This is a genomic window from Nocardioides sp. SRI_004, assembly GCF_057586415.1.
Genome location: NZ_JBYCZV010000003.1, coordinates 314,701 through 335,263, shown reverse-complemented (window position 1 = coordinate 335,263; position 20,563 = coordinate 314,701). Strand labels below are relative to the sequence as shown.

Below are 20,563 nucleotides of genomic sequence, written 5' to 3'. Positions count from 1 at the left end.
CAGCGGAGCGAGAAACTAGAACGCGTTCTAACTCTACTAGAGTGTGCGGGTGACCGACACCATGCCGTCCGACCTGCTGGAACACGCCCGCGACGCCAAGGGCTTCATGCCCGAGGACGAGGGCGCGCTCCTCCACCGGATCGCCCTCGAGCGCCTCCCGCAGGGTCCCGCCCTCGAGGTCGGCACCTACTGCGGCAAGTCGGGCATCTACCTCGGCGCGGCCGCGCAGCAGGTCACCGCCGCCACCGGTACGACGGCCGTCGTCTTCACCGTCGACCACCACCGCGGCTCCGAGGAGAACCAGGCCGGCTGGGAGCACCACGACGCCAGCGTCGTCGACCCCGAGCTCGGCCTGATGGACACCCTCGGCGAGTTCCGCAGGAATATCGCCCGGGCCGGGCTCGAGGACCACGTGATCGCGATCGTCGGCCAGTCGACGTCGGTGGCCGCGCACTGGCGCACGCCGCTGTCGCTGCTGTTCATCGACGGTGGCCACGGCGAGCAGCCGGCGCGCGACGACTTCGCCGGCTGGGCCCACTGGGTCGACGCGGGCGGCTACCTCGCCATCCACGACGTCTTCCCGGACCCGGCCGACGGCGGCCGCCCGCCGTACGAGCTGATCTACCTGCCCGCGCTCGCGAGCGGCGCCTTCACCGAGGTGGAGGCGGTCGGCTCGCTGCGCGTGCTGCAGCGCACCTCAGGCGCGGCCGGAGACCCGCTCGCTTGAGGGGCAGTCGCACTCCAGCGCGATCTCGTCGAAGTGCGGAGCGAGGGAGGTGCCGCGCATGATCCCTGACCCCGGGGTCGCGTGGCCGTAGGTCTCCCCCAGCGCATCGACGGCGAGCACCACGGCGGCCGCGGTGTACGTCGTGTGCTCGTGGGGCCAGTGCACGTTGCGGGGCTCGTCGTCGGGGGCGGGCCGGGCCGGGTCGTCGTACACCCATCCGGTCCAGTAGCGACCGTCGTCCTCGCGCAGGTGCTGCATGTCGCTGAGCAGGGCCAGCGCGCGCCGCTGGTCGCCGATGACGTCGAGCGCCATCGCCAGCTCACAGGTCTCCGCGCCGGTCACCCAGGGGTTGGTGTCGACGCAGTGGATGCCGAGCCCCGGCACGACGAACCGGTCCCAGCGCCGCTCGAGCAGCGCCCGCGCGGCGTCGCCGCGGACGGGGCCGCCGAGGACCGGGTAGTACCAGTCCATGGAGTACGTCGACTTGTCCGCGAACAGGTCGGCGTGCGAGCGGACGGCGTGGCCCAGGCGGCCGCCGGCCAGCTCCCACTCGGGCTGCGGGTCGTCCATCAGGTCGGCCAGCGCGACGCCCGCACGCAGTGAGTGGTAGATCGACGAGTTGCCGGTCAGCAGGCAGAAGTCGTCGACCGGCGTCCACCGGATCCCGCCGAAGGGCTCCTGCAGGGACACCACGAAGTCGAGGCCGGCGCGGACCGAGGGCCAGTAGCGCTCGACGAACCTGATGTCGCGGCGCACCAGCCAGTGGTGCCACAGGCCGACGGCGAAGTACGCCGACATGTTGACCTCGCCGCGCTCGTCGTCCGGCTCGCCGCCGACGATCTTCATCGGCCACGAGCCGTCGGCACGCTGCATCGTCGGGACCCAGGCGTAGGCGCGCTCGGCGGCCTCGACCTGGCCTCCGACGAGCATCGCCATCGCGGCCTCGACGTGGTTCCAGATGTCGACGTGCTCGCCCGTCGTCCACGGTACGGCGCCCCACGGCTCCTGCATCGCCGCGATGGCGGCCGCCGTGTCGGCGACCTCCTGCGCCGAGAGCACGCCCTCGACGTACGGCAGGCGGCTGAGCGGGACCTCGGGCGTGGTGTCCCGGGTCATGCGGCCTCCGGCTTCCGGAAGTACAGGACCATGCTCTTGCCGATCGTCGGGTCGAGCACCTTGCCGGCGAGCTGGAGGGCCTTGGGCTGCTTCATGATCTCCCACACGAGGAGCTTGTGGTAGGCCTTCGCGAGCGGGTGGTTGTCGTTGTCGACCCCGACGGCGCACTTGATCCACCAGTACGGCGTGTGCAGGCCGTGGGTGTAGCTCTTGCCCTCGAAGAGCATGGCGTCGCCGGGCGTGCCGTCGTTGGAGCGACCGCCCTTGGTGACCTTGTCGATGAGCTCGTGGTCGGTGTAGATGCGGATGTGGCCGCCCTCGGCGTTGTGGTAGTCGGCCGACAGGCGCCAGTTGACGACCTCCGGCAGCCAGCGGGGCACCGTCACGGCGAGCGTGCCGCCCGGGCGCAGCACGCGGATCAGCTCGCGGATCGCGGCGACGTCGTCGTGGATGTGCTCGAGCACCTCCGAGCAGACGATCCGGTCGAACTCGCCGTCGGCGAAGGGCAGGGCGAGCGCGTCACCCTGCTTGACGTCCGCCTCGGCGCCCTCGGGCACCTCCCCGGCCTCCTTCATCGCGACGAACAGGTTGCGGACGCCCTCGAGCTCCTCGGCGTCGATGTCGAACGCGATCACGTCCGCGCCACGGCGGTACATCTCGAAGCTGTGGCGACCGGCGCCGGCACCCATGTCGAGCACGCGGTCCCCGGCCTTGAGGCCCAGGCGGTCGAAGTCAACGGTCAGCACTTTCAGTTCTCCTTCTCGGCCGCGTACTCGGCGATGACGTCCTCCAGCACGGCCGCGGTGCTCGCCGCGACCGCGCTCCAGCTGAACAGCTCCTTCACGCGGCGGCGTCCCGCGGCGCCCATCTCGGCACGGCGAGTGGGGTCGTCGAGCAGCGCGGCGACGGCCGTGGTCAGGGCGCCCACGTCACCGGGCTCCACCACGTCGGCGCACAGGCCGTCGGGGCCGACGACCTCGGGGATCGCGCCGGCCCGGGACACCACGAGCGGGGTCTCGCAGGCCATCAGCTCCGCGGTCGGGAGCGAGAAGCCCTCGTAGAGCGACGGCACGCAGGCCAGCTCCGCGGAGCCCATCAGGGCGACGAGCTCGTCGTCGGTCAGGCCGCTGGCGAACGAGACCCGGTCGGCGATGCCGAGCTTGTCGATGAGCTTCTCGGTGACCCCGCCCTCCTTGGGCTTGGTGACCAGCACCAGCTCGAGGTCGCGCTCGACGACGAGCTTCGCGAAGGCCTCGAGGAGCACCGAGATGCCCTTGAGCGGCGCGTCGGCGCTGGCCATCGCGAGGATGCGTCCGGCCACGCGGGGCTCGGTCGGCGGCATGAAGCGGTCGTCGACGCCGAGCAGGATCGTCTCGATCCGGGCCGGGTCGACCTTGAACTCGCGTACGACGTCGCGCTTCGACGACTCCGACGGGACGATCACCCGGCGCAGCTGCGGGGCGGTGCGCTTCTGCTGGCCCAGGAAGGAGTACCAGCGCCACACGCCGATCTTCGGCAGCTCGAAGCGCCACCTCGAGCCGTGCTTGCGCTTGGCCCACACGGCCGACGCCAGCTCGATGCGGCGGTCCATCGTGATCGGGTGGTGGATCGTCGCCGCCAGCGGCAGGCCGATCGCCGGGTCCTCGACGCCGAGCAGCGGGGTGGCGAGGGTCTGGTTGTCGAAGACGATGTCGAAGTCGTCGCGACGCGCCTTCAGGAGCTTGACCACGCGCTTGCTGAAGGTGAGCGGCTCCGGGAAGGCGCCGCTGCGCATCGTCAGCCACTCCTCCACGTCCACCAGGTCGCGGAACTCGCGGGGGCGCGGGTTCCGGAACTCGTCGCCCGGCTTGTAGAGGTCCAGGCTCGGGACCTTGGTCAGCGTGACGCCCTCGTCGAGCTCGGGATAGGGCTGGCCGGAGAACACCTCGACCGTGTGACCCAGCGCCACGAGCTCGCGGGTCAGGCGGCGGATGTAGATCCCCTGCCCGCCCACGTGGGGCTTGCTGCGGTAGGACAGCATTGCGATTCGCATCAGGTACTTCTCCCCAAGTCATGCTCCCGGGGAGCAGGGATGTAACAAAATCGTGGTGGAACGTGTTCCAAATTATGCGCTACCTGCCGGTAGCCTATCGACTGGGTCCTCAACAGACCGCCTCGTCATCTTCACCCCAGGGGGACATTCCGTGAGCATCGCGAACCCGTCCACGTCCGAGGACCTCGGATCGGCAGCGCAGCGGGAGCGCCGCAAGCGGATCCTCGACGCCACCTACGAGCTGGCGAAGTCCGGCGGCTTCGACGCCGTGCAGATGCGCGCCGTCGCCGAGCAGGCCGACGTCGCCCTCGGCACGCTCTACCGCTACTTCCCGTCGAAGATCCACCTGCTGGTCAGCGCGCTGGGCCGCCAGTTCGACGAGGCCGCGGTGCGGCTCAACGAGCGCGAGATCCCCGGCGACACCCAGGCCGACCGGGTGCTCTACGTGCTCAAGCGGATGGCCCGCGGCATGCAGGGCGACCCCAAGCTGACCGAGGCGCTGACCCGCGCCTTCATGTTCGCCGACAGCAGCGTCTCCAACGAGATCCACGTCGTCGGCATGGCGATGACCTCGATCGTCACGCACGCCATGCACGGTGGCGAGCCCGCCGAGGGCGCGCTGACCGACCAGGACGTGGCGATCGCCCGCGTCCTCGGCGACGTGTGGCTGTCCGCCCTGGTGGCGTGGGTGACCGGCCGCTCCACGGCGGCGGAGACCGCGGCCCACATGGAGACCGCGGTGCATCTCATCTTGCGGGACTGAAGCGAGCGCGTCTACGCCGAAAGGGCGGCAGCGAGCTGCCGGGCGCCGGCTCCCGCCGCGCTGCCGCTCCATTCCCGCTATGCGCCGAAGGCGTGCGTGCTCGTCACGCCGCCGTCGACCGCGATCTCGGCACCGTTGATGTACGACGACTCGTCGCTCGCCAGGAACACGTAGACCGGGGCGATGTCCTCGGGCAGGCCGACCCGGCGCAGCGGGACCTTGCTGGCGCCGTACTCCATCGCGGCGTCGCCACCGTGCACCCGCGTCATCGGGGTGTCGATCATGCCGGGGTGCACCGAGTTCACGCGGATGCCCTTCGGCCCGAGCTCCATCGCCGCGCACTTGGTCATCCCGCGGATCGCCCACTTGGTGGCGGCGTACGCGGTGCACGACGGCATGCCGGCGAGCCCCTCGACCGACGAGGCGTTGATGATCGAGCCGCCGCCGTTCTTGCGCATGGTGCGGCTGACGGCCTGCATCCCGAGGAAGACGCCGAGCTGGTTGACCCGCCAGACCAGCTCGACCTCGGCGGCGGGCATCCGCTCGATGTCGCCGAAGCGGAGGATGCCGGCGTTGTTGGCGAGCACGTCGACGGGGCCGAAGCGGTTGTTGGTGTCCTCGACCAGCGCCGTCCAGGAGGCCTCGTCGCTCACGTCGTGGTGGGCGAAGTGGGCGTTCGCACCCAGCTCGTCGGCCAGCGCCTGGCCCTCGTCCTTCGCCACGTCGGCGATGACGACCTTCGCGCCCTCGGCGACATAGGCGCGGGCGATCGCGGCGCCCTGGCCCTGAGCGCCGCCGGTCACGATGGCGACCTTGTTCTCGAGTCTCATACGGTCAGCCTCATGATCGAGTCGGCGGCGAAGCCGACGTGCGGGTCCCGGTCGGCGAAGAAGCCGCCGAGCTGCTTGTCGAGGTCGTCGCCGGTCCACAGGTCCCCGGAGGCGTCGAAGCGCTGCTCCACGACCGGCGCCGCGACGAGGGCCACCATGCCGCCGTACACGACGAAGACCTGGCCGGTGATCCGCTCGGCGGCCGGCGAGGCGAGATAGGCGACGAGCGGCGCGACGTGGTCGGCGGAGTACGGGTCGACGGCCTCGCCGGACTGGTCCTCACCGAAGACGGCAGCCGTCATCGCGGTCCGGGCTCGCGGGCAGATCGCGTTGGCACGCACGCCGATCTTCGACAGGCCACGCGCCGTCGACAGGGTCAGTGCGGCGATGCCGGCCTTCGCCGCGGCGTAGTTGGCCTGGCCCGGCGAGCCGCCGAGGAAGGCCTCCGACGCGGTGTTGACGATGCTGCCGTAGACCGTGCCGGTCTCGCTCTGCTTCGACTGCTCGCGCCAGTACGACGCGGCGTTGCGCGAGAGCAGGAAGTGGCCGCGCAGGTGGACCGCGATGACCGCGTCCCACTCCTCGTCGGAGAGGTTGAAGAGCATCCGGTCACGCGTCATGCCGGCGTTGTTGACGACGATGTCGAGGCCGCCGAGCTGCTCGACGGCCGCGGCGACCATGGCGTCGGCGGTCTCGCGCCGGCTCACGTCACCCGGTACGACGACCGCCTCTCCCCCGAAGGCACGGATCTCCTCGACCGCCTCGTCCCCGGCCCCGGGGAGGTCGTTGACGACCACCCGTGCGCCGGCCCGGGCCAGCGCGACCGCCTCGGCGCGGCCGAGACCGGCCCCGGCGCCCGTGACGATCGCGACCTTGCCCTCGAGCGAGGTCCCTGCAGCCATGCTCACTCCTCCACCAGCGTGATCGCGGCCCGCGGGCACGCGGCGACCGCGCGCCGGACGTTCTCGATGTTCTCGTCGGTGGTCTCCTCGGTGTGCAGCTGGAGGAAGTCGTCGTCGTCCAGCTCGAACACCTCGGGGGCCATGGCCTCGCACAGCCCGTTCGACTCGCAGAGGTCGAAGTCGACCTTGATCTTCATCGTGTTGCCTCTCAGGTCATCTTCCGGTGGTCCCAGGACGCGACCCGCTCGGGATGGATGATCACGCCCACCCGCTTGGTCGCCTGCTTCTCGACGGTCTGCATCCCGAAGTCGCCGAGCGCCTCGAACGACTCGACGTTGAAGATGCGGGTCGAGACCGCCTTGCCGATCTCCAGGATCGCGTCGCGGTCGCGGACGATCTCGGCACGTCCCTCGATGGAGACGCCGCGCAGCTCGAAGTAGTCGACGCCGTCCTCCACGAGCGCGCTCACCCGCGGGTCGCGCTCGAGGTTGAGGATCTTCTGGCTCCGGCCGTACGTCCAGAAGGCGATCCTCCCGTCCATGACGACGTAGAAGAGCGTGGTCAGGTGCGGGAACCCGTCGCGGCCGTTGGCGGCGACCTGCACCTTCATGTTCTCCTTCAGGAGCTGCTCGACCTCCGCGTCGGTCAGCTTGACCTGGTCGCGTCCGCTGCTCATGTCAGCTCCCTTCCGAGGAGTGTCCGGGGAAGACGTGGGCCGAGGGGTCGATCACCACGGCGGCGTTGTTGACGGCGGTCGCGGCCTCGCCGAAGCCGACCGCGATCAGGCGCACCTTGCCGTCGTACTCGGTGATGTCGCCGGCGGCGAAGACCCGCGGCAGGCTGGTGCGCATCGCGGTGTCGACCACGATGTGGCGGCGCTGGGTCTCCAGGCCCCACTGCTGGAGCGGACCGAGGTCGGCGACGAAGCCGAGCGCCGCGACGACGGCCTGGACCGGACGCACGGTCGGCTCGCCGTCGACGGTGATCTCCACCTCGGCCAGCGCGCCCCGGTCGGAGCCGTCGGCGTCGCGGAGCGCGGTCACCTCGGCACGGGTGACGATGTCGACCGACGAGGCCTGGACCTGCTCGACGGTGCGCTGGTGGGCGCGGAACGCGTCGCGCCGGTGGACCAGGGTCACCGAGCGCGCGATCGGCTCGAGGTGGTGGGCCCAGTCGAAGGCGCTGTCGCCACCGCCGACGATGACGACGTCCTTGTCGGCGTACGGGTCGAAGCTCGGGACGAAGAACTCGACGCCCCGGCCGATCCAGCCCTCGGCGGCCGGCAGCGGGCGGGGGCTGAACTTGCCGATGCCCGCCGTGATGATGAGGGCCTTGGCCTTGACCAGGGTGCCGTCGTCGAGGGTGAGCTCCACGCCCGTCTCCTCGTCGACCTTCAGGGCCGAAGCGGTCCGGCCGAGCAGCTGGACCGGTTCGGCCGTCAGCGCCTGCGCGACGAGGCCGTCGACGAGGTCGCGCCCCTTGACGTCCGGGAATCCGGCGACGTCGAGGATCGCCTTCTCGGGGTACATTGCGGTGACCTGGCCGCCGAGCTCCGGCAGCGAGTCGACCAGGGCGACGCGCAGGCCGCGGAAGCCGGCGTAGTACGTCGCGAACAGTCCGGCAGGTCCGGCGCCGACGATGGCGACGTCACAGCTCACGGGGTGGTCCACACCCGAACTGTAACGTGTTCTAGTTTGTTTTGTCTTGCGCCGTGTTCGTGTCGAGACCGTCGACGAGCCAGCCCTGGTCGGTGTGGACCATGGTGACCAGCACCTTGAACGGCGTGGACACGACCTCGGCCTTGCCCTCGCGCGTGCGCTGCACGTTCTGGTCGAGGAAGACCAGGGCCTGCAGCCGGGTGCGATTGGCCCGGACCACACCCTGCGCGACGACGCTCGCGACCACGACGGTCTTGTTGGCGATGAAGTCCTGCTTGATCGCCTCGGCCGTCTTGCGGTAGCTCGACTCGAACGTGGTGGTCATCAGGTCGGCGGCCTCGTCGACCTCGGCGTCGTACTTCTGGAAGTCGACGGCGACGATGTCCTTGGCCGCCTTGGCCGCCGCGTCGACACCTTCCTTGACGTCGATGTCGGCCGCGACCACCGGCCGGCCCTCGGGCACCTCGACACCGGCGACGCCGCTCGCCTCGCGCGCCGCCGGCGGGTCGTCGTCGCCGATCTTGTCGAGCACGAAGAGCACGGTCTCGCTGCCCAGCGCCAGGGCCACCAGGATCAGGGTGGCGATGAGGACGCGGGTGGTCTTCTGCCGGGCGAGCACGCCCGGGCGGGGCGCGGGCAGGGGCGTGCCCGCGGCCTTCGCGAGCGACACGCCCGCGGTCCTCGGAGCCTTCGCGGTCGGGGCCTTCGCAGTCGGGGCCTTCGCGATCGGGCCCTTCGTCGAGGTCGCGGCAGGCTCGACCGCCTCGTCGGGCCGCGCGGTGTCGCGCTGGCCCGCGATCTTGCGGGGGCGCTGGACGCCGCCGCGCGAGCTGGCGGGGCGCCGGGGGGTGGAACCACTCATCGAAATCCGTCCTCGCCCTACGTCACGAACTGGAGGTCGCGGGTCAGCCACTTGCCCTTGTCGAGGACCAGCTCGATCTGGATGCGGTAGTTGTTCTCCCGCTCCTTGAAGTCCGTCTGCTTGTTGGAGACCGTGCCGGTCGTCGCCACGATCACGGTCGCCGAGTCCTTGTCGCCGGAGACCAGGCCGGTCCAGACGACCTTGCCGGTCATCGTCGACTTCGCCTGGGCGGCGAGCTTCTTGAGGTCCGAGGTCGCGGAGTTGTACTGCTTGAGGAAGTCGCCCGACGCGAGCGCCTGCACCGTCGTGATCGCCTTGTCGGGATCGCGGTAGTCGAGGTTCGTCATCGCCGCGGCCATCTCGCTGGCCGAGTCCAGCTGGGCGGCGACGCGCGCCTGCACGTCGTCCGGCGCCTCGCCGACCTCGGTGACCACGCCACGCCCCACGTCGGCGCCGAGCTGGGGCGTCGCCTCGTCGTCCTTGTCCTGCCACAGCACGAAGCCGAGGAAGATGGCCGCGCAGGCCAGCACGACCGTGGCGGCGTACAGGGTGATGTTGAGGCGGACCCGGCTGGAGCTGTCGGGAGACGTCGGGGTCACTTGCTCGCGACCGGACCGATCAGCAGCCACTTCCACGCATCCCCTCCCAGCACCGAGTAGTCCTCGGGCCTGTTCAACCGCACCTGCGTGCCCTCCCCGTCGACGAGCCCGGGGACGATGCCGGTCTCCGTGTCGTAGACGCCACTGTAGACGCGTCCCGGCGACGCCGATCCACCGCGCATGCCCGGAGCGTACTTGGCACCACGCATGTTGTACGGCGGCCCGGACGTGCAGCTGACGTCGGCGGGCTCGCGGTCGGTGAGGTCCTGCGTCGAGCGCCAGTCCTCCGGCGGCACGTAACCGGCCGTGCAGGGCGGCACGCTGTAGTCGTACTGCAGCGTCACGTGGCCCCAGCCGTCCGCGGTGCTGCCGGTCGGGCCGCCGGCGATCAGGGCGGGATAGGTCACCAGCAGCTGCTCGAGGCCCGGCAGCTCGCTCACCATGATCTGGCCGACCGTGACGAGGTCGCCGAGGAGGACCGGCAGGGTGGGCTCGAGGTCCTTCAGCAGCCGGTCGAGGGCGCGGGCGGCGCCGGGCGTGTCGCTCAGCACCGACTTGAGGTTGCCGTTCTGCCCGCGCAGCATCGTGGTGACCGTGTTGAGGTCGGCGGCGAACTTGCGGATGTTCTCCTTCTGGCCGCGCTGCGTGCGGAGCACGGTGAGGCTGTTGTCCAGGAGCGCGATCGTCTCCTCGGTGTGGGCGTTCGCCTCCTCGATGAAGGCCGAGCCGCCGTCGAGCAGGCGCTGCAGGTCGCGGCCCGTGTCGCCGAACATCAGCCCGAGCTCCTTGACGACCTTCTGCAGGCTCTCCTTGTCGACGGAGTCGACGAACCGGCTGAGGTCGACGAGCAGGTCGCCCTCGTCGACGGGCAGCGACTTCTCGTTGCCCTCGTAGCGGGCGCCGTCGGCGGCGTACGGGCCGTCGGTGCTCTTCGGCTGGAAGTCGAGGTACTGCTCGCCGACCGCGGAGAGGTTGTGCACGAAGATCTCGGCGTCGAGCGGCAGCTTCGTGCCGTGCTCGAGGTCCAGGGTCAGGTCGACGCCGTCCTCGGTCGCGTCCATCTTCGTGACCTTGCCGACCTTCACGCCGCGGTAGGTCACCTCGCTGCCCTCGAACAGGCCGCCCGAGCCGGGCAGGCTCGCGGTCACCGTGATGTTGCGGCCGGTCACCCGGTCGACGATGCCGAGATAGCTCGCGGTGATGTAGGTGATGCCGACGGCGCTGAGGACGACGAAGGCCATCAGCCGGATGCGTACGCCCTGGCTCATGCCGTGCCTCCGAGCAGCTCGTCGGTCGATCCGCCCTGCCGGGTGAGCCCCGGCTGGACGAGCCCGCTGGTCAGGCCCGACAGCATCCCGTTGGGCCCGAGCAGGCCGCCCTGCAGCAGCTTGCCGAGGTCGAGGTCCGGCAGGGAGTTGAGCAGCTTGCAGACCGGGCTGCCCTTGAGCGCCTGGGTCCGGCACTCCGCCTTGAGCTGCTTGAGCAGGTCGAGGTCGCTGAGCACCTTCGCGCACGCCGAGCTGGTGAGGCTGCCGCTCTTGAGGCAGCGCGTCACCTGGTTGACCACCTCGACGAGGTCGGGCAGCTGGAGGTCCGGGATGCCGAGGGAGTGGAAGACGTTGGCGAAGTTGAGGTCGGCGCGCGCGATCGTGTCGGCGTAGTCACCCTGCACGATCTTGTTGGCGGCCTGCGGGAACGGGAAGCTGACCAGCAGGTTGAGACCGGGCGCCAGCTGCTCGTCGGCCTCGCGCAGCTTGCGCAGGATCGGGCTCAGCTCCTCGAGGATCTTGAGCACGTCCTCCTTGCTGGCGTTGATGACGCGGGTGCCGACCTTGCCGAGCTGGTCGAGCGCCTTGAGCATCTCGATCAGCTCGTCGTGCTGGTCGGCGAGCACCTTGATCGCGGGGCCCGTCGCGTCGAGCGCGTCGCCGATGGTGTCCTTCTCCGCGTTGAGCGTCGCGGTGAGGTTGTTCATCGACTCGAGCGCGCTGATGATCTGGACCTTCTGCTGGTCCAGCGTGCCGACCACGGAGTCCAGCGACGACAGCAGGTTGCGCAGCCGGCCCTCGCGGCCCGACATCACCTGGTTGGCCTCCTGCGTGATGGTGCCGAGCTGGGCCACACCGCCGCCGCTCAGCAGGAAGGACAGCGCGCCGAGCACCTCCTCGACCTCCGGGTTGCGTCCGGTGGCCGCCAGCTCGATGGTGTCGCCCTCGGCCAGCCGGCCGGTCGGCTCCTGCTCGGTCGGCTCCTCCAGGGCGACGTACTTCTCACCGAGGAGGGAGACCTGCCGGATGTCGGCGATCGCGTTGTCGGGCAGCTCGACGTCCTTGCGGATGAGCAGCTTGACCTTGGCGTTCCAGCCGGCCCGCTCCACCTCGGAGACCTCGCCGACGGTGACGTCGTCGACCATCACCGGCGAGCGCGGTACGACGTTGAGCACGTCCTTGAAGTAGACGGTCACCTCGAAGGCGTCGTCGGCGTCCACCTCGTGCCCGGGCAGGGGAAGGTCGTAGGCGCCGTCGAAGCTGCTGCAGCCGGTCAGCACGACCAGCCCGGCGAGGGCCGCGAGCGTCTTCGCGCGCCAGCTGCGCGCGGCGGGGCGGGTCACGACGTACCTCCCAGGAGATCCTCGACGGTCGCGCCGTCACCGCTCGCGTAGGTCACCGGCGTGCTCTCCGGTCGCCGGATGCCCTGGCTGGTGTCCGCCCCGGCGGTCTTGGCCTTCGGCAGGTAGGACTTGTACTCCGGCGGCAGCCACGGGAGCTTGGCCAGGATCGGCTCCATGACCTTCTCGACCAGGTCGCACGCGGTGTCCTTGAGCGCCTTCGGCATGGTCGGGTGCTGCTGGATGATCGCGCAGACGATGCCGTCGGCGTCCCACACGTAGCCACCGATCGCGACCCGGCTGTTCTGGCCGTCGGCCACGTGGTCGAAGCCCATCTGGAGGTTGGCCATGGCGGTGGGGGCGATCTTCACCGCCGTCTCGATGTTGTCCTTCTCCGAGACGATCGTGTTCATGACGTCGGTCAGCTTGCGGACGTCGGTCACGAAGGCGTCGCGGTTGTCGTTGACGAAGCCCTTCACGCCACCGACCGCCTTGGCGACCGCGGCGACTGCCTGCTCGAGCTCGTCGCTCTCCTCGGCCAGCATGGCCGAGACGCCGGTGAGGTCCTGCATGAAGGCCCGGACCAGCTTGTCGTTCTTCGCCAGCGTGTCGGTGAACTTCGCCAGCTGGGTCACGGTCTCGAAGAGCGGCCCGGCCCCGTTGCCGAAGGTCTCGGCCGCCTGGGCGAGGTCCTCGATCATCTTGTTGCCGCGGGAGCCCTGGCCGTCGAAGGCCTTCTCCCCCGCCTCGAGCAGGTGGTCGAGCGTGCCGTCCTTGTTGACGCCGTTGGGGCCGAGGGCCTGGGTGAGGCTCTGCAGGCTGCTGTAGATCCGGTCCAGCTCCACCGGCACGGCTGTCTCGGGCAAGGCGATGTCGGCGCCGTCGGCCAGCACCGCGTCGCCGTCCTCGAAGACCGGCGTCAGCTGCACGAAGCGGTCGGCGACGAGCGTCGGGGTGACGATGACCGCCTTCGCGTCCTCCGGGATGCGGTACTGGGCGTCGTACTCCATCTCGACGCGCACGGAGTTGCCCTCCGGGATCACCGCGGTGACCTTCCCGACGTTGACGCCGAGCACCCGGACGTCGGTGCCCTCGAACACGCTGACCGCGCGCGGGAAGTGGGCGGTCACCGTCTTCATCTCCGCCGGCGAGCGCAGCAGGTTGAGCGACACGGCGACGAGCAGGACGACGGCGAGGAGCGCGAGCACCCGCCGGTCGATGCGCTTGAGGATCGTGGTCACCATCGCCATCACTCCGGGAACCCGGGAACGAACTCACCGGACGGCAGGGCCAGCAGGTTGGACGCGTAGGCGTCGAACCAGGGACCGGTTCCGATGATGTTGCTGAGGATGGAGACGTAGGGCCCGAGCGCGGCGAGCGTCTCCTTGAGCTTCTTCTTCTTCGACACCAGGAAGGACACCAGCCCGTCGACCTCGGCCAGCGCGGGTCCGATCTGCTTCTCGTTGTCCTTCACCAGGCCGCGCAGCTCGACGGCGAGGCTGCGGGCGTTGACGAGCAGGTCGTGCACTGCCGCCTTGCGCTTGGTGAGCTCCTTGAAGACGAGGTCGCTGTTCTTCATCAGCGAGACGATGTCGCCGCTGCGGTCGGCCAGCACCTTGCTCACCTGCTGCGAGCTGTCGAAGAGCGTCTGGATCTCGGCGTCGCGGGAGGCCACGCTCTGGGAGAGCCGCGCGATGCCGTCGAAGGACGCCTGGATCTCCGGCGCGGACACGTCGAGGGTGTCCGCCACCGTGTCGAGCGCCTGGGAGAGCTGCTCGGTGTCGATCTCCTCGGTCGTGGTCGTCAGGTCGCTGAACACCCCGACGATGTCGTACGCCGCCTCCGTGCGCTCGAGCGGGATGGTGCCCCCCGACGCGAGCTGGCCTCCTCCGGCCGGCTGGACGTCGAGGAACTTCTCGCCGAGGAGGTTGAGCACCTCGATCGAGGCGGTGCTCTCCTTGCCGAAGTCGACGTCGCCGTCGAGCTCGAACTTCACCTTGACCCGGTCACCGGACAGCGTCACGTCGGAGACCCGGCCGACGCGGATGCCGCCGACCTGGACGATATTGCCCTTGTGGATGCCGCTGGCGTCGGAGAACTCGGCGTAGTACGTCGTACCGCGGAAGCCCGGGAACTTGCCCAGGTTGAAGGTGGCGGCGGAGACCACGGCCATGACCACCAGGGTGATCACGCCGAGGCGCAGGATGCGGGCGTCGCTCGTGTTGGCCATCAATGGTCCTGGCACCGGGGAGCGGTGGACTTGAACGAGAACTCGGACAGGTAGCCGAAGATCCGCTTCAACAGCGCCTGCTCCCCCACGATCGGCAGTCGGATGGACGCGGAGACACCACAGACGTAGTACTGGTACCAGGAGCCGTAGGTGCCCGTGCGGGTCTGGTCGGTCATGGTCTCGGGCATCCGGTCGAGCAGCTGCGAGAGGTTCTTGCGGTTCTCGGGCCGGTTGAGCAGCTTCGAGAGGCTCCGCAGCGCCGCGATGTCCTCCTTGAGCAGCGGCCGGCCCCGACGCAGGAGGTCGGCGACCGTCACGGTCAGCTGCGAGATGTTGTCGAGCGAGGACCCGATCGTGTCGCGGTCCTTGGCGAGGTCGGTCATCCAGTCCTTGAGCTCGACGACCAGCGTGCTGAGCTGCTGGTGGCGGTCGTCGACCGTCTTCAGCGTCGACGACAGGTTCGTGATGACCTCGCCGATGAGCGCGTCGCGGTCCGCGAGGGTCGTCGTCAGGGAGGCGGTGTGGGCCAGCAGGCTCTTCACCGTGCCGCCCTCGCCCTGCAGCACCTGGACGAGGTTCATGCTCAGCTCGTTGACCTGGTCGGGGGTGAGCGCGGCGAACAGCGGCTTGAAGCCGTCGAAGAGGACGGTCAGGTCGAGGGCCGGCTTGGTGTTCTCGACCTTGATCGTGTCGCCGTCGTGCAGCGGATCGGCGCCGTCGGCGCCGGTGCCCTCCTCCAGCGCCATGTAGCGGTCGCCGACGAGGTTGAGGAACCGGATCTCCGCGCGCGAGGCGGTCGTCATGTGCACGCCGGCGTCGACCTTGAAGGTCACCAGCGCCATCGAGCGCTTGTAGTGCTCGACCTTGCTGACCTCGCCGACGTTGACGCCCGCGACGCGGACGTCGTCGCCCTTCTCGAGCATGGTCGCGTTGGTGAAGACCGCCTTGAACTCGTTGCGGTCACCGAAGCCGATGTTGCCCATGATCACCGCCAGCGTGCCGGTGACGAGGATCGAGACCGCGGTGAAGATGCCGAGCTTGATCGCGGCCGACGTGGTCGCGGCGTTGCGGCGGTTGAGGAGGTGGCTCGCGGACGTGTTGCTCATCCGGCCGCCCGCCCCTCACGCACGACGGGCCCGTAGAGCAGCGACCCCAGGGCGCCGTACGACGACGGCTCGCCCCCGGCCTTGCTCGCCAGCACCGCGTTCACCACCTTCTGGTCGGCCTCGCTGCCGGCGTACCCGCTGTCGAGGCTCACGTTGGGGTTCTCGACGCCGGGGATCGGGAAGGGCAGGTAGCCGCCCTTCTCGTCGATGTCGGAGCCCTGGTCCAGCGGCGTGGCGGGAGCCGGGACGGTGAACTTCGGCAGGCCCAGGCACCACGGACCGTGGCCGACCTCGCCGTACTCGGGCAGGTCGCGCTCGTCGTAGGCGCGGTACTGCGGGGTGCCGAGCTCGATGTACTGCTTCACCCAGTTGCCCTCGAAGGTCTTCGACAGGATCGGTGCGTAGTTGGCCGCGCCGCGGATCAGGCACGGGAACTCCGGCGAGTACTCCGCCAGGAGGGCCATGACCGGCTCGGTGACCTCGCCCATCCGGACCAGGTTCTGCTCGTTGGTGGTGAGGATCCGCGTGCCCGTCCTCGCCAGACCGGTGAGGTCGGAGAAGAAGGTGTCGAGGTCCTTCGCCTTCTCGGTGACCGTCTTGCTGGTGACGGTGACGTTGTCGAGCATGTCGAGCAGGTCCGGCGCGGCGAGGTCGTAGGCGTCGGCGACGTCGGCCAGCGCGATCAGGTCCTCGCGCAGCGTGGGCAGGTGGTCCTCGATGGCGCCGAGGTACTCCCCCAGCTGGTCCATCGTCTCGCCGATCTCGCTGCCCCGGCCCTCGAGCGCGGTCGCCAGCGCGTTGAGCGTCAGGTTGAGGTCGGCCGGGCGGACGGCGCGCAGCAGCGGGAAGAGGTCGGCGAGCACCTGGCTGAGCTCGACATTGGTCTCGACCCGGTCGGCGGGGATGACGTCGCCGTCCTTGAGCGAGGTCGAGGAGCCGCCGCCGTCGGGGCGCACGAGCGCGACGAACTTCTGGCCGAACAGGGTGGTCGGCAGGATCTGCACGTCGACGTCGGCGGGGATCTTCTTCGCCGCGTCCGGCTCGAGGGCGAGGGTGATCTCCGCCTGCTCGCCGTCCTGGTCGATCTTCTCGACCCGGCCGACCAGCACCCCGTGGATCCGGACGTCGCCGAACTTGGCGAGCTGCAGACCGGCCCGGTCGGCCTTGACCGTGATCGTCGTGGTGCTGTCGAACGCCTTGTTGTAGATCGCGATCGACAGCCAGATGAGCAGCGCGATCGCGGTGAGGAAGCCGATCCCGGCCACCAGGAGTCGATTGTGCTCCCGGGCGCTGTCGTGGTGGATGTTGACCAGCATCAGGCCCTCACCCCGTGATCCGGACCGTGGTCGTCGAGCCCCAGATGGCGAAGCTGAGGAAGAAGTCGGCGACGACGATGGTCACGATGCTGGTCCGGATCGCCTTGCCGACCGCGCGACCCACGCCGGCCGGGCCACCGGAGGCGGTGTAGCCGTAGTAGCAGTGGATGAGGATCACCGCGACCGCGAGGAAGAGCAGCTTGAAGAAGGACCACACCATGTCGATGGGCGGCAGGAACTGCAGGAAGTAGTGGTCGTAGGTGCCCGGCGACTGCCCGTAGATCAAGGTGACGATGAGCCGCGGCGAGAGGTACGACGCGCACAGGGCCACGATGTAGAGCGGGATCACCGCGACGAAGGCCGCGATCATCCGGGTCGTGACGAGGAAGGGCAGCGACGGGATGCCCATCACCTCGAGCGCGTCGATCTCCTCGGAGATCCGCATCGCACCCAGGCGGGCGGTGTAGCCGCAGCCGACGGTCGCGGCCAGCGCGATCGACGAGACCAGCGGGGCGACCTCGCGGGTGTTGAAGTAGGCCGAGATGAAGGCGCTGAACTTCGCGACGCCGATCTGGCTCAGCGAGGCGTAGCCCTGGATGCCGACCTCGGTGCCGGCGAAGAAGGCCATGAACGCGATCACGCCGACGGAGCCGGCGATCAGGCTCAGGCCCCCGGCCCCGAACGCGACCTCGGCGAGGGTGTTGCTGATCTCGCGCGGGTAGCGGCGGATGGCCCGCGGCGCCCAGACGAGCGCCTTGGCGTAGAAGAGCAGCTGGTCGCCGTACCCCTCGAGGCCGGAACGGCTGCTCTTGACCGCGCCGCCCACGATCTCCCCTGCGACGGCCATCAGAGACCCACCGGCGGAGCGATCTGGAAGTAGATGGCGGTGATCACGGCGTTGAGGAAGAACAGCGCCATGAACGCGATGATCACCGACTCGTTGACGGCGCGGCCGACGCCGCTCGGGCCGCCGCCGGCGCCGAGGCCCTTGTAGGCGCCGATGATCGCGGCCAGCCACCCGAAGATGACCGCCTTCACCATGGCGATGTAGAGGTCGGGCAGCGAGGCGAGCGCGGTGAAGGACGACAGGAAGGCACCGGCCGAGCCGCCCTGGACGATGACGGTGAAGAAGTAGCCGCCTCCGATACCGGTCCCGATGACGATGCCGTTGATCATCAGCGCGACGAACATGGTCGCGACGACCCGGGGAGCCACCAGGCGCTCGAGTGGGTCGATGCCCAGCACCTCCATCGCGTCGATCTCCTCGCGGATCTTGCGCGCGCCGAGGTCGGAGCAGATCGCGGACCCCGCGGCGCCGGCGATGATCATCGCCGCGGCCATGGGGGCCGCCTCGCGCACCGTGGCGAGCACCGCGGTCGCACCGGCGAACGACTGGGCGCCCAGCTGCCCGGTCAGGTTGCCGACCTGCAGCGAGATGACCGCCCCGAAGGGGATCGAGACCATGATGGTCGGCATCAGCGTGACGCTGGTGACGAACCAGGCCTGCTCGAGGAACTCCCGGAACTGGAACGGGCGGGTGAAGATCCGCTTGGTCACCTCGACGACCATCAGCGCGATCTCACCGGGGCCGCGAACGACCGAAACGGCGTTGAACGCCACGCCCGCGCTCCTCTCCCGTGCCTGCCCGACGCGCTTCCCTGAGCACGTCGCCGGGCAATATTAGAACACGTTCTTGTTGTGACCAACGCGACACCGTGTGACTGGAGCCACATGTGGTCACCCTCCAGGGAGCACAACTGCCCGCCGGCGGGTCGGGTCACGGGAGGCGACGGCATTCACAGGGTGCTCCCTAGGATCCTCCTGTGACGACGCCGATCTCCCGCCTGCCGGCGCCGGTGCGCGCGGTGGCGAGGCACCCCTCCGCCGTCCTGCTCGTGGCCCAGCTCGTGCTGGTGCTCGCCTACCCGGGTCTCGACGGCTCGACCTTCGGTCGCGCGGTCGTCGGTGTGGTCCAGATGCTGGTCGTGCTGGCCGCCGTGTGGGCCGTACGCCGCACCGAGGTCCTCACCTGGGTCGCCCTGCTGCTGGGCGCGCCCGCGGTGGTGCTCGCGGTCGCCGAGGCGGTCGAGCCGGACCTCGGCTGGGTCGTCGTCGCCTCGGCTGCGTTCCACGTCCCCTTCTACTTCTTCGTCTCCTACGCGCTGATCCGCTATCTCTTCCACGACGAGAAGGTCACCCGCGACGAGCTCTTCGCCACGGGCGCGGCCTTCACCGTCGTCGCCTGGGGCTTCGCCTACCTGTACGCCGCCGCGCAGGTCATCTGGCCCGGCTCGTTCGTGGGCTGGAGCAGCCCGGACGCCAGCACCGACCTGCCGTGGTTCGAGCTGCTCTACCTGTCGTTCACGACGCTGACCAGCGTCGGCCTGTCCGACATCTACCCCGTCGTCGCCCAGGCGCGCTCGTTGGTGATGCTCGAGCAGGTGGCCGGCGTCTTCTACGTCGCGCTGGTGGTCGCCCGCCTCGTCGGACTCACGCGCTCGGGCGCGGCCCGGGACTGATCTCGACCATCGAGCTGCCGGCGGCGACCTGCTCCCGGGTGGTGAGCGAGCGGATCCGCCGCCGGTAGCGCAGGATCTGCACCGTCCCGAGCCCCCACAGGACGTACTGCACGGCCATCGCCCAGCGGAACGCCTCGGGCGGGTAGCTGCCGTCCGAGCCCGGCGACAGCGCGTCGAGGACGATCCCCACGCCCACGATCACCAGCAGCGAGGACGTGAACCCGCCGACGTTGATGATGCCGCTCGCGCTCGCCGTGCGGTGGTCGGGGTTGCTGGTGCGCGCCACGTCGAAGCCCACCATCGAGCCCGGCCCGCCCGCACCCGTGACCAGGATGAGGAGGACCAGCAGCCACAGCGGGGCGTCGCCCGGCCACAGCAGCACGCTCGCCCACACCGACGCCATCGCGCCGATGATCACGAGCCCGAGCGTCGAGCGGTGCCACGGGTGGCGGCCGACCAGCCAGCCGAAGAACGGCCCGTAGAACAGGTTGGTCAGGAACAGCAGCGAGATCAGGGCACCGGCGGTCGCCTCGGAGCGGTGCTCGGCGCTGACCAGGAACGGGAAGCCCCACAGCAGGCCGAGCAGGGCCGGGCTGAACGGCGTCGAGAAGTGGATCCAGAGGCCGAGCCGGGTGCCCGGCTGCTCCCAGGAGGCGGCGAGGCTGCGCGCCAGCGCCCGTGCGGACATCGGGACCCCGCGCAGGTGGGCCTGGGTCGGCGAGTCGTGCAGGACCAGGCGCAGCACGACGAGCATCACCAGGCCGGCGACAGCGCCCGCGAGGTAGGCGCGCGTCCAGCCGAACTGCCCCAGCGCCCAGGTCATCGGCGCGGCCGCGCCCAGGGCGCCGAGCTGGCCCAGGTTGCCCGTCAGCTGGCTGACCAGCGGCACCTGCCGCGCCGGGAACCAGGACGTCACCAGGCGCAGGACGCAGATGAAGGTCATCGCGTCGCCGACGCCGACGAGCGCCCGGGCCACCAGCGCCGTCGGGTAGTCGCCGGCGAAGGCGAACGCCGCCTGACCGGTGCTCACCACGGCGACCGCGGCCGTCAGCACGGTCCGCGAACCGTAGCGGTCGACCATGAGGCCGACCGGGATCTGCATCGACGCGTAGACCAGCAGCTGCAGCATCGTGAACGACGCCAGCTGGCTGGCGGAGATGTCGAACCGCTCGGTCGCCGCGAGACCGGCGACGGCGAGGCTGCTGCGGTGGAAGACCGCGAGGGCGTAGACGACGAGGCCGACGCCCCAGACCAGGTAGCGACGCGGCGTCCCCGGTTGACTCACCAGCCGAGAT

The 20,563-nt window shown here is 69.9% G+C and carries 22 protein-coding genes; 3 read left to right on the top strand and 19 right to left on the bottom strand.

Features of this window, described 5'->3' with window-relative positions; all coding sequences use genetic code 11:
• The first annotated feature begins 49 nt into the window (after positions 1 to 49).
• Positions 50 to 727, top strand: a complete 678-nt coding sequence (locus AC2YHB_RS05600) for a class I SAM-dependent methyltransferase (RefSeq protein ID WP_487353632.1) — start codon at positions 50 to 52, stop codon at positions 725 to 727.
• Here the strand turns inward: AC2YHB_RS05600 and AC2YHB_RS05595 are convergent.
• The 3 genes from AC2YHB_RS05595 to AC2YHB_RS05585 are packed head-to-tail and all read right to left on the bottom strand — an operon-like array spanning position 698 to position 3,875.
• On the bottom strand, positions 698 to 1,843 hold the full coding sequence (locus tag AC2YHB_RS05595) for a prenyltransferase (protein ID WP_487353631.1): 1,146 nt from the start codon (positions 1,841 to 1,843) through the stop codon (positions 698 to 700). The genes AC2YHB_RS05600 and AC2YHB_RS05595 overlap by 30 nt on opposite strands.
• The gene (locus AC2YHB_RS05590; RefSeq protein WP_487353630.1) at positions 1,840 to 2,589 is read right to left on the bottom strand and encodes a class I SAM-dependent methyltransferase; all 750 of its coding nucleotides are present in this window, start codon (positions 2,587 to 2,589) and stop codon (positions 1,840 to 1,842) included. Before AC2YHB_RS05590 ends, AC2YHB_RS05595 begins: the two co-directional genes overlap by 4 nt.
• Positions 2,590 to 2,591: 2 nt before the next feature.
• A complete protein-coding gene (locus tag AC2YHB_RS05585; RefSeq protein WP_207010625.1) occupies positions 2,592 to 3,875 on the bottom strand; it encodes a glycosyltransferase family 4 protein in 1,284 nt (427 codons plus the stop codon).
• Positions 3,876 to 4,026: 151 nt separating this feature from the next.
• On the opposite strand from AC2YHB_RS05585, the gene AC2YHB_RS05580 reads away from it, so the two are divergent.
• Positions 4,027 to 4,638: a TetR family transcriptional regulator gene (locus tag AC2YHB_RS05580; protein WP_036542775.1), complete on the top strand. Its 612-nt coding sequence runs from the start codon at positions 4,027 to 4,029 to the stop codon at positions 4,636 to 4,638.
• A gap of 77 nt (positions 4,639 to 4,715) precedes the next feature.
• Here AC2YHB_RS05580 and AC2YHB_RS05575 read toward each other — a convergent pair whose 3' ends face one another.
• From AC2YHB_RS05575 to AC2YHB_RS05505, 15 genes are read right to left on the bottom strand one after another with little or no spacing between them, the layout of a single operon-like run.
• Positions 4,716 to 5,468 carry an SDR family NAD(P)-dependent oxidoreductase gene (locus AC2YHB_RS05575; protein WP_487353629.1) on the bottom strand — a complete coding sequence of 251 codons (753 nt, stop codon included), beginning with the start codon at positions 5,466 to 5,468 and terminating at the stop codon, positions 4,716 to 4,718.
• A complete protein-coding gene (locus tag AC2YHB_RS05570) occupies positions 5,465 to 6,370 on the bottom strand; it encodes a 3-oxoacyl-ACP reductase (protein WP_179651068.1) in 906 nt (301 codons plus the stop codon). Before AC2YHB_RS05570 ends, AC2YHB_RS05575 begins: the two co-directional genes overlap by 4 nt.
• 2 nt (positions 6,371 to 6,372) lie before the next feature.
• The gene (locus AC2YHB_RS05565; RefSeq protein ID WP_036542766.1) at positions 6,373 to 6,567 is read right to left on the bottom strand and encodes a ferredoxin; all 195 of its coding nucleotides are present in this window, start codon (positions 6,565 to 6,567) and stop codon (positions 6,373 to 6,375) included.
• Positions 6,568 to 6,578: 11 nt separating this feature from the next.
• Positions 6,579 to 7,046 carry a pyridoxamine 5'-phosphate oxidase family protein gene (locus AC2YHB_RS05560; RefSeq protein WP_207010623.1) on the bottom strand — a complete coding sequence of 156 codons (468 nt, stop codon included), beginning with the start codon at positions 7,044 to 7,046 and terminating at the stop codon, positions 6,579 to 6,581.
• A gap of 1 nt (position 7,047) precedes the next feature.
• Positions 7,048 to 8,040 carry an NAD(P)/FAD-dependent oxidoreductase gene (locus tag AC2YHB_RS05555; RefSeq protein ID WP_487353628.1) on the bottom strand — a complete coding sequence of 331 codons (993 nt, stop codon included), beginning with the start codon at positions 8,038 to 8,040 and terminating at the stop codon, positions 7,048 to 7,050.
• A 19-nt stretch (positions 8,041 to 8,059) separates the two neighbouring features.
• Complete coding sequence (locus AC2YHB_RS05550; RefSeq protein WP_487353627.1) at positions 8,060 to 8,890, bottom strand: hypothetical protein; 831 nt, start codon at positions 8,888 to 8,890, stop codon at positions 8,060 to 8,062.
• Positions 8,891 to 8,907: 17 nt separating this feature from the next.
• Positions 8,908 to 9,489: a hypothetical protein gene (locus AC2YHB_RS05545; RefSeq protein ID WP_051931839.1), complete on the bottom strand. Its 582-nt coding sequence runs from the start codon at positions 9,487 to 9,489 to the stop codon at positions 8,908 to 8,910.
• Positions 9,486 to 10,757 (bottom strand): MCE family protein, encoded by a 1,272-nt coding sequence (locus AC2YHB_RS05540; protein ID WP_036542756.1) that lies wholly within the window; start codon positions 10,755 to 10,757, stop codon positions 9,486 to 9,488. The genes AC2YHB_RS05545 and AC2YHB_RS05540 overlap by 4 nt, the downstream gene beginning before the upstream one ends.
• On the bottom strand, positions 10,754 to 12,100 hold the full coding sequence (locus AC2YHB_RS05535) for an MCE family protein (RefSeq protein ID WP_308645660.1): 1,347 nt from the start codon (positions 12,098 to 12,100) through the stop codon (positions 10,754 to 10,756). The genes AC2YHB_RS05540 and AC2YHB_RS05535 overlap by 4 nt, the downstream gene beginning before the upstream one ends.
• Positions 12,097 to 13,341, bottom strand: coding sequence for an MCE family protein (locus tag AC2YHB_RS05530; RefSeq protein ID WP_179651060.1), 1,245 nt, complete (start codon positions 13,339 to 13,341; stop codon positions 12,097 to 12,099). The genes AC2YHB_RS05535 and AC2YHB_RS05530 overlap by 4 nt, the downstream gene beginning before the upstream one ends.
• A 5-nt stretch (positions 13,342 to 13,346) precedes the next feature.
• Positions 13,347 to 14,327 (bottom strand): MCE family protein, encoded by a 981-nt coding sequence (locus AC2YHB_RS05525; protein ID WP_036542750.1) that lies wholly within the window; start codon positions 14,325 to 14,327, stop codon positions 13,347 to 13,349.
• Positions 14,327 to 15,433: an MCE family protein gene (locus tag AC2YHB_RS05520; protein ID WP_179651058.1), complete on the bottom strand. Its 1,107-nt coding sequence runs from the start codon at positions 15,431 to 15,433 to the stop codon at positions 14,327 to 14,329. The genes AC2YHB_RS05525 and AC2YHB_RS05520 overlap by 1 nt, the downstream gene beginning before the upstream one ends.
• Complete coding sequence (locus tag AC2YHB_RS05515; RefSeq protein WP_036542743.1) at positions 15,430 to 16,749, bottom strand: MCE family protein; 1,320 nt, start codon at positions 16,747 to 16,749, stop codon at positions 15,430 to 15,432. The genes AC2YHB_RS05520 and AC2YHB_RS05515 overlap by 4 nt, the downstream gene beginning before the upstream one ends.
• Positions 16,750 to 16,756: 7 nt before the next feature.
• A complete protein-coding gene (locus tag AC2YHB_RS05510; protein WP_179651056.1) occupies positions 16,757 to 17,596 on the bottom strand; it encodes an MlaE family ABC transporter permease in 840 nt (279 codons plus the stop codon).
• Positions 17,596 to 18,318 carry an MlaE family ABC transporter permease gene (locus AC2YHB_RS05505; RefSeq protein WP_051931936.1) on the bottom strand — a complete coding sequence of 241 codons (723 nt, stop codon included), beginning with the start codon at positions 18,316 to 18,318 and terminating at the stop codon, positions 17,596 to 17,598. Before AC2YHB_RS05505 ends, AC2YHB_RS05510 begins: the two co-directional genes overlap by 1 nt.
• A gap of 254 nt (positions 18,319 to 18,572) precedes the next feature.
• Between AC2YHB_RS05505 and AC2YHB_RS05500 the strand changes: the two genes are divergently transcribed.
• Positions 18,573 to 19,268, top strand: coding sequence for a potassium channel family protein (locus tag AC2YHB_RS05500; protein WP_242530637.1), 696 nt, complete (start codon positions 18,573 to 18,575; stop codon positions 19,266 to 19,268).
• Here AC2YHB_RS05500 and AC2YHB_RS05495 read toward each other — a convergent pair.
• Positions 19,240 to 20,553, bottom strand: a complete 1,314-nt coding sequence (locus AC2YHB_RS05495; protein ID WP_487353626.1) for an MFS transporter — start codon at positions 20,551 to 20,553, stop codon at positions 19,240 to 19,242. The genes AC2YHB_RS05500 and AC2YHB_RS05495 overlap by 29 nt on opposite strands.
• Positions 20,554 to 20,563: the final 10 nt, after the last annotated feature.

What these genes read in the sequence shown, in the direction of transcription:
- AC2YHB_RS05595 (WP_487353631.1), bottom strand. Translation starts at nt 1,843, where the DNA reads ATGACCCGGGACACCACGCCCGAGGTCCCGCTCAGCCGCCTGCCGTAC.
- AC2YHB_RS05585 (WP_207010625.1), bottom strand. Translation starts at nt 3,875, where the DNA reads ATGCGAATCGCAATGCTGTCCTACCGCAGCAAGCCCCACGTGGGCGGG.
- AC2YHB_RS05575 (WP_487353629.1), bottom strand. Translation starts at nt 5,468, where the DNA reads ATGAGACTCGAGAACAAGGTCGCCATCGTGACCGGCGGCGCTCAGGGC.
- AC2YHB_RS05570 (WP_179651068.1), bottom strand. Translation starts at nt 6,370, where the DNA reads ATGGCTGCAGGGACCTCGCTCGAGGGCAAGGTCGCGATCGTCACGGGC.
- AC2YHB_RS05565 (WP_036542766.1), bottom strand. Translation starts at nt 6,567, where the DNA reads ATGAAGATCAAGGTCGACTTCGACCTCTGCGAGTCGAACGGGCTGTGC.
- AC2YHB_RS05560 (WP_207010623.1), bottom strand. Translation starts at nt 7,046, where the DNA reads ATGAGCAGCGGACGCGACCAGGTCAAGCTGACCGACGCGGAGGTCGAG.
- AC2YHB_RS05550 (WP_487353627.1), bottom strand. Translation starts at nt 8,890, where the DNA reads ATGAGTGGTTCCACCCCCCGGCGCCCCGCCAGCTCGCGCGGCGGCGTC.
- AC2YHB_RS05540 (WP_036542756.1), bottom strand. Translation starts at nt 10,757, where the DNA reads ATGAGCCAGGGCGTACGCATCCGGCTGATGGCCTTCGTCGTCCTCAGC.
- AC2YHB_RS05530 (WP_179651060.1), bottom strand. Translation starts at nt 13,341, where the DNA reads ATGGTGACCACGATCCTCAAGCGCATCGACCGGCGGGTGCTCGCGCTC.
- AC2YHB_RS05525 (WP_036542750.1), bottom strand. Translation starts at nt 14,327, where the DNA reads ATGGCCAACACGAGCGACGCCCGCATCCTGCGCCTCGGCGTGATCACC.
- AC2YHB_RS05520 (WP_179651058.1), bottom strand. Translation starts at nt 15,433, where the DNA reads ATGAGCAACACGTCCGCGAGCCACCTCCTCAACCGCCGCAACGCCGCG.
- AC2YHB_RS05515 (WP_036542743.1), bottom strand. Translation starts at nt 16,749, where the DNA reads ATGCTGGTCAACATCCACCACGACAGCGCCCGGGAGCACAATCGACTC.
- AC2YHB_RS05510 (WP_179651056.1), bottom strand. Translation starts at nt 17,596, where the DNA reads ATGGCCGTCGCAGGGGAGATCGTGGGCGGCGCGGTCAAGAGCAGCCGT.
- AC2YHB_RS05505 (WP_051931936.1), bottom strand. Translation starts at nt 18,318, where the DNA reads ATGGTCGTCGAGGTGACCAAGCGGATCTTCACCCGCCCGTTCCAGTTC.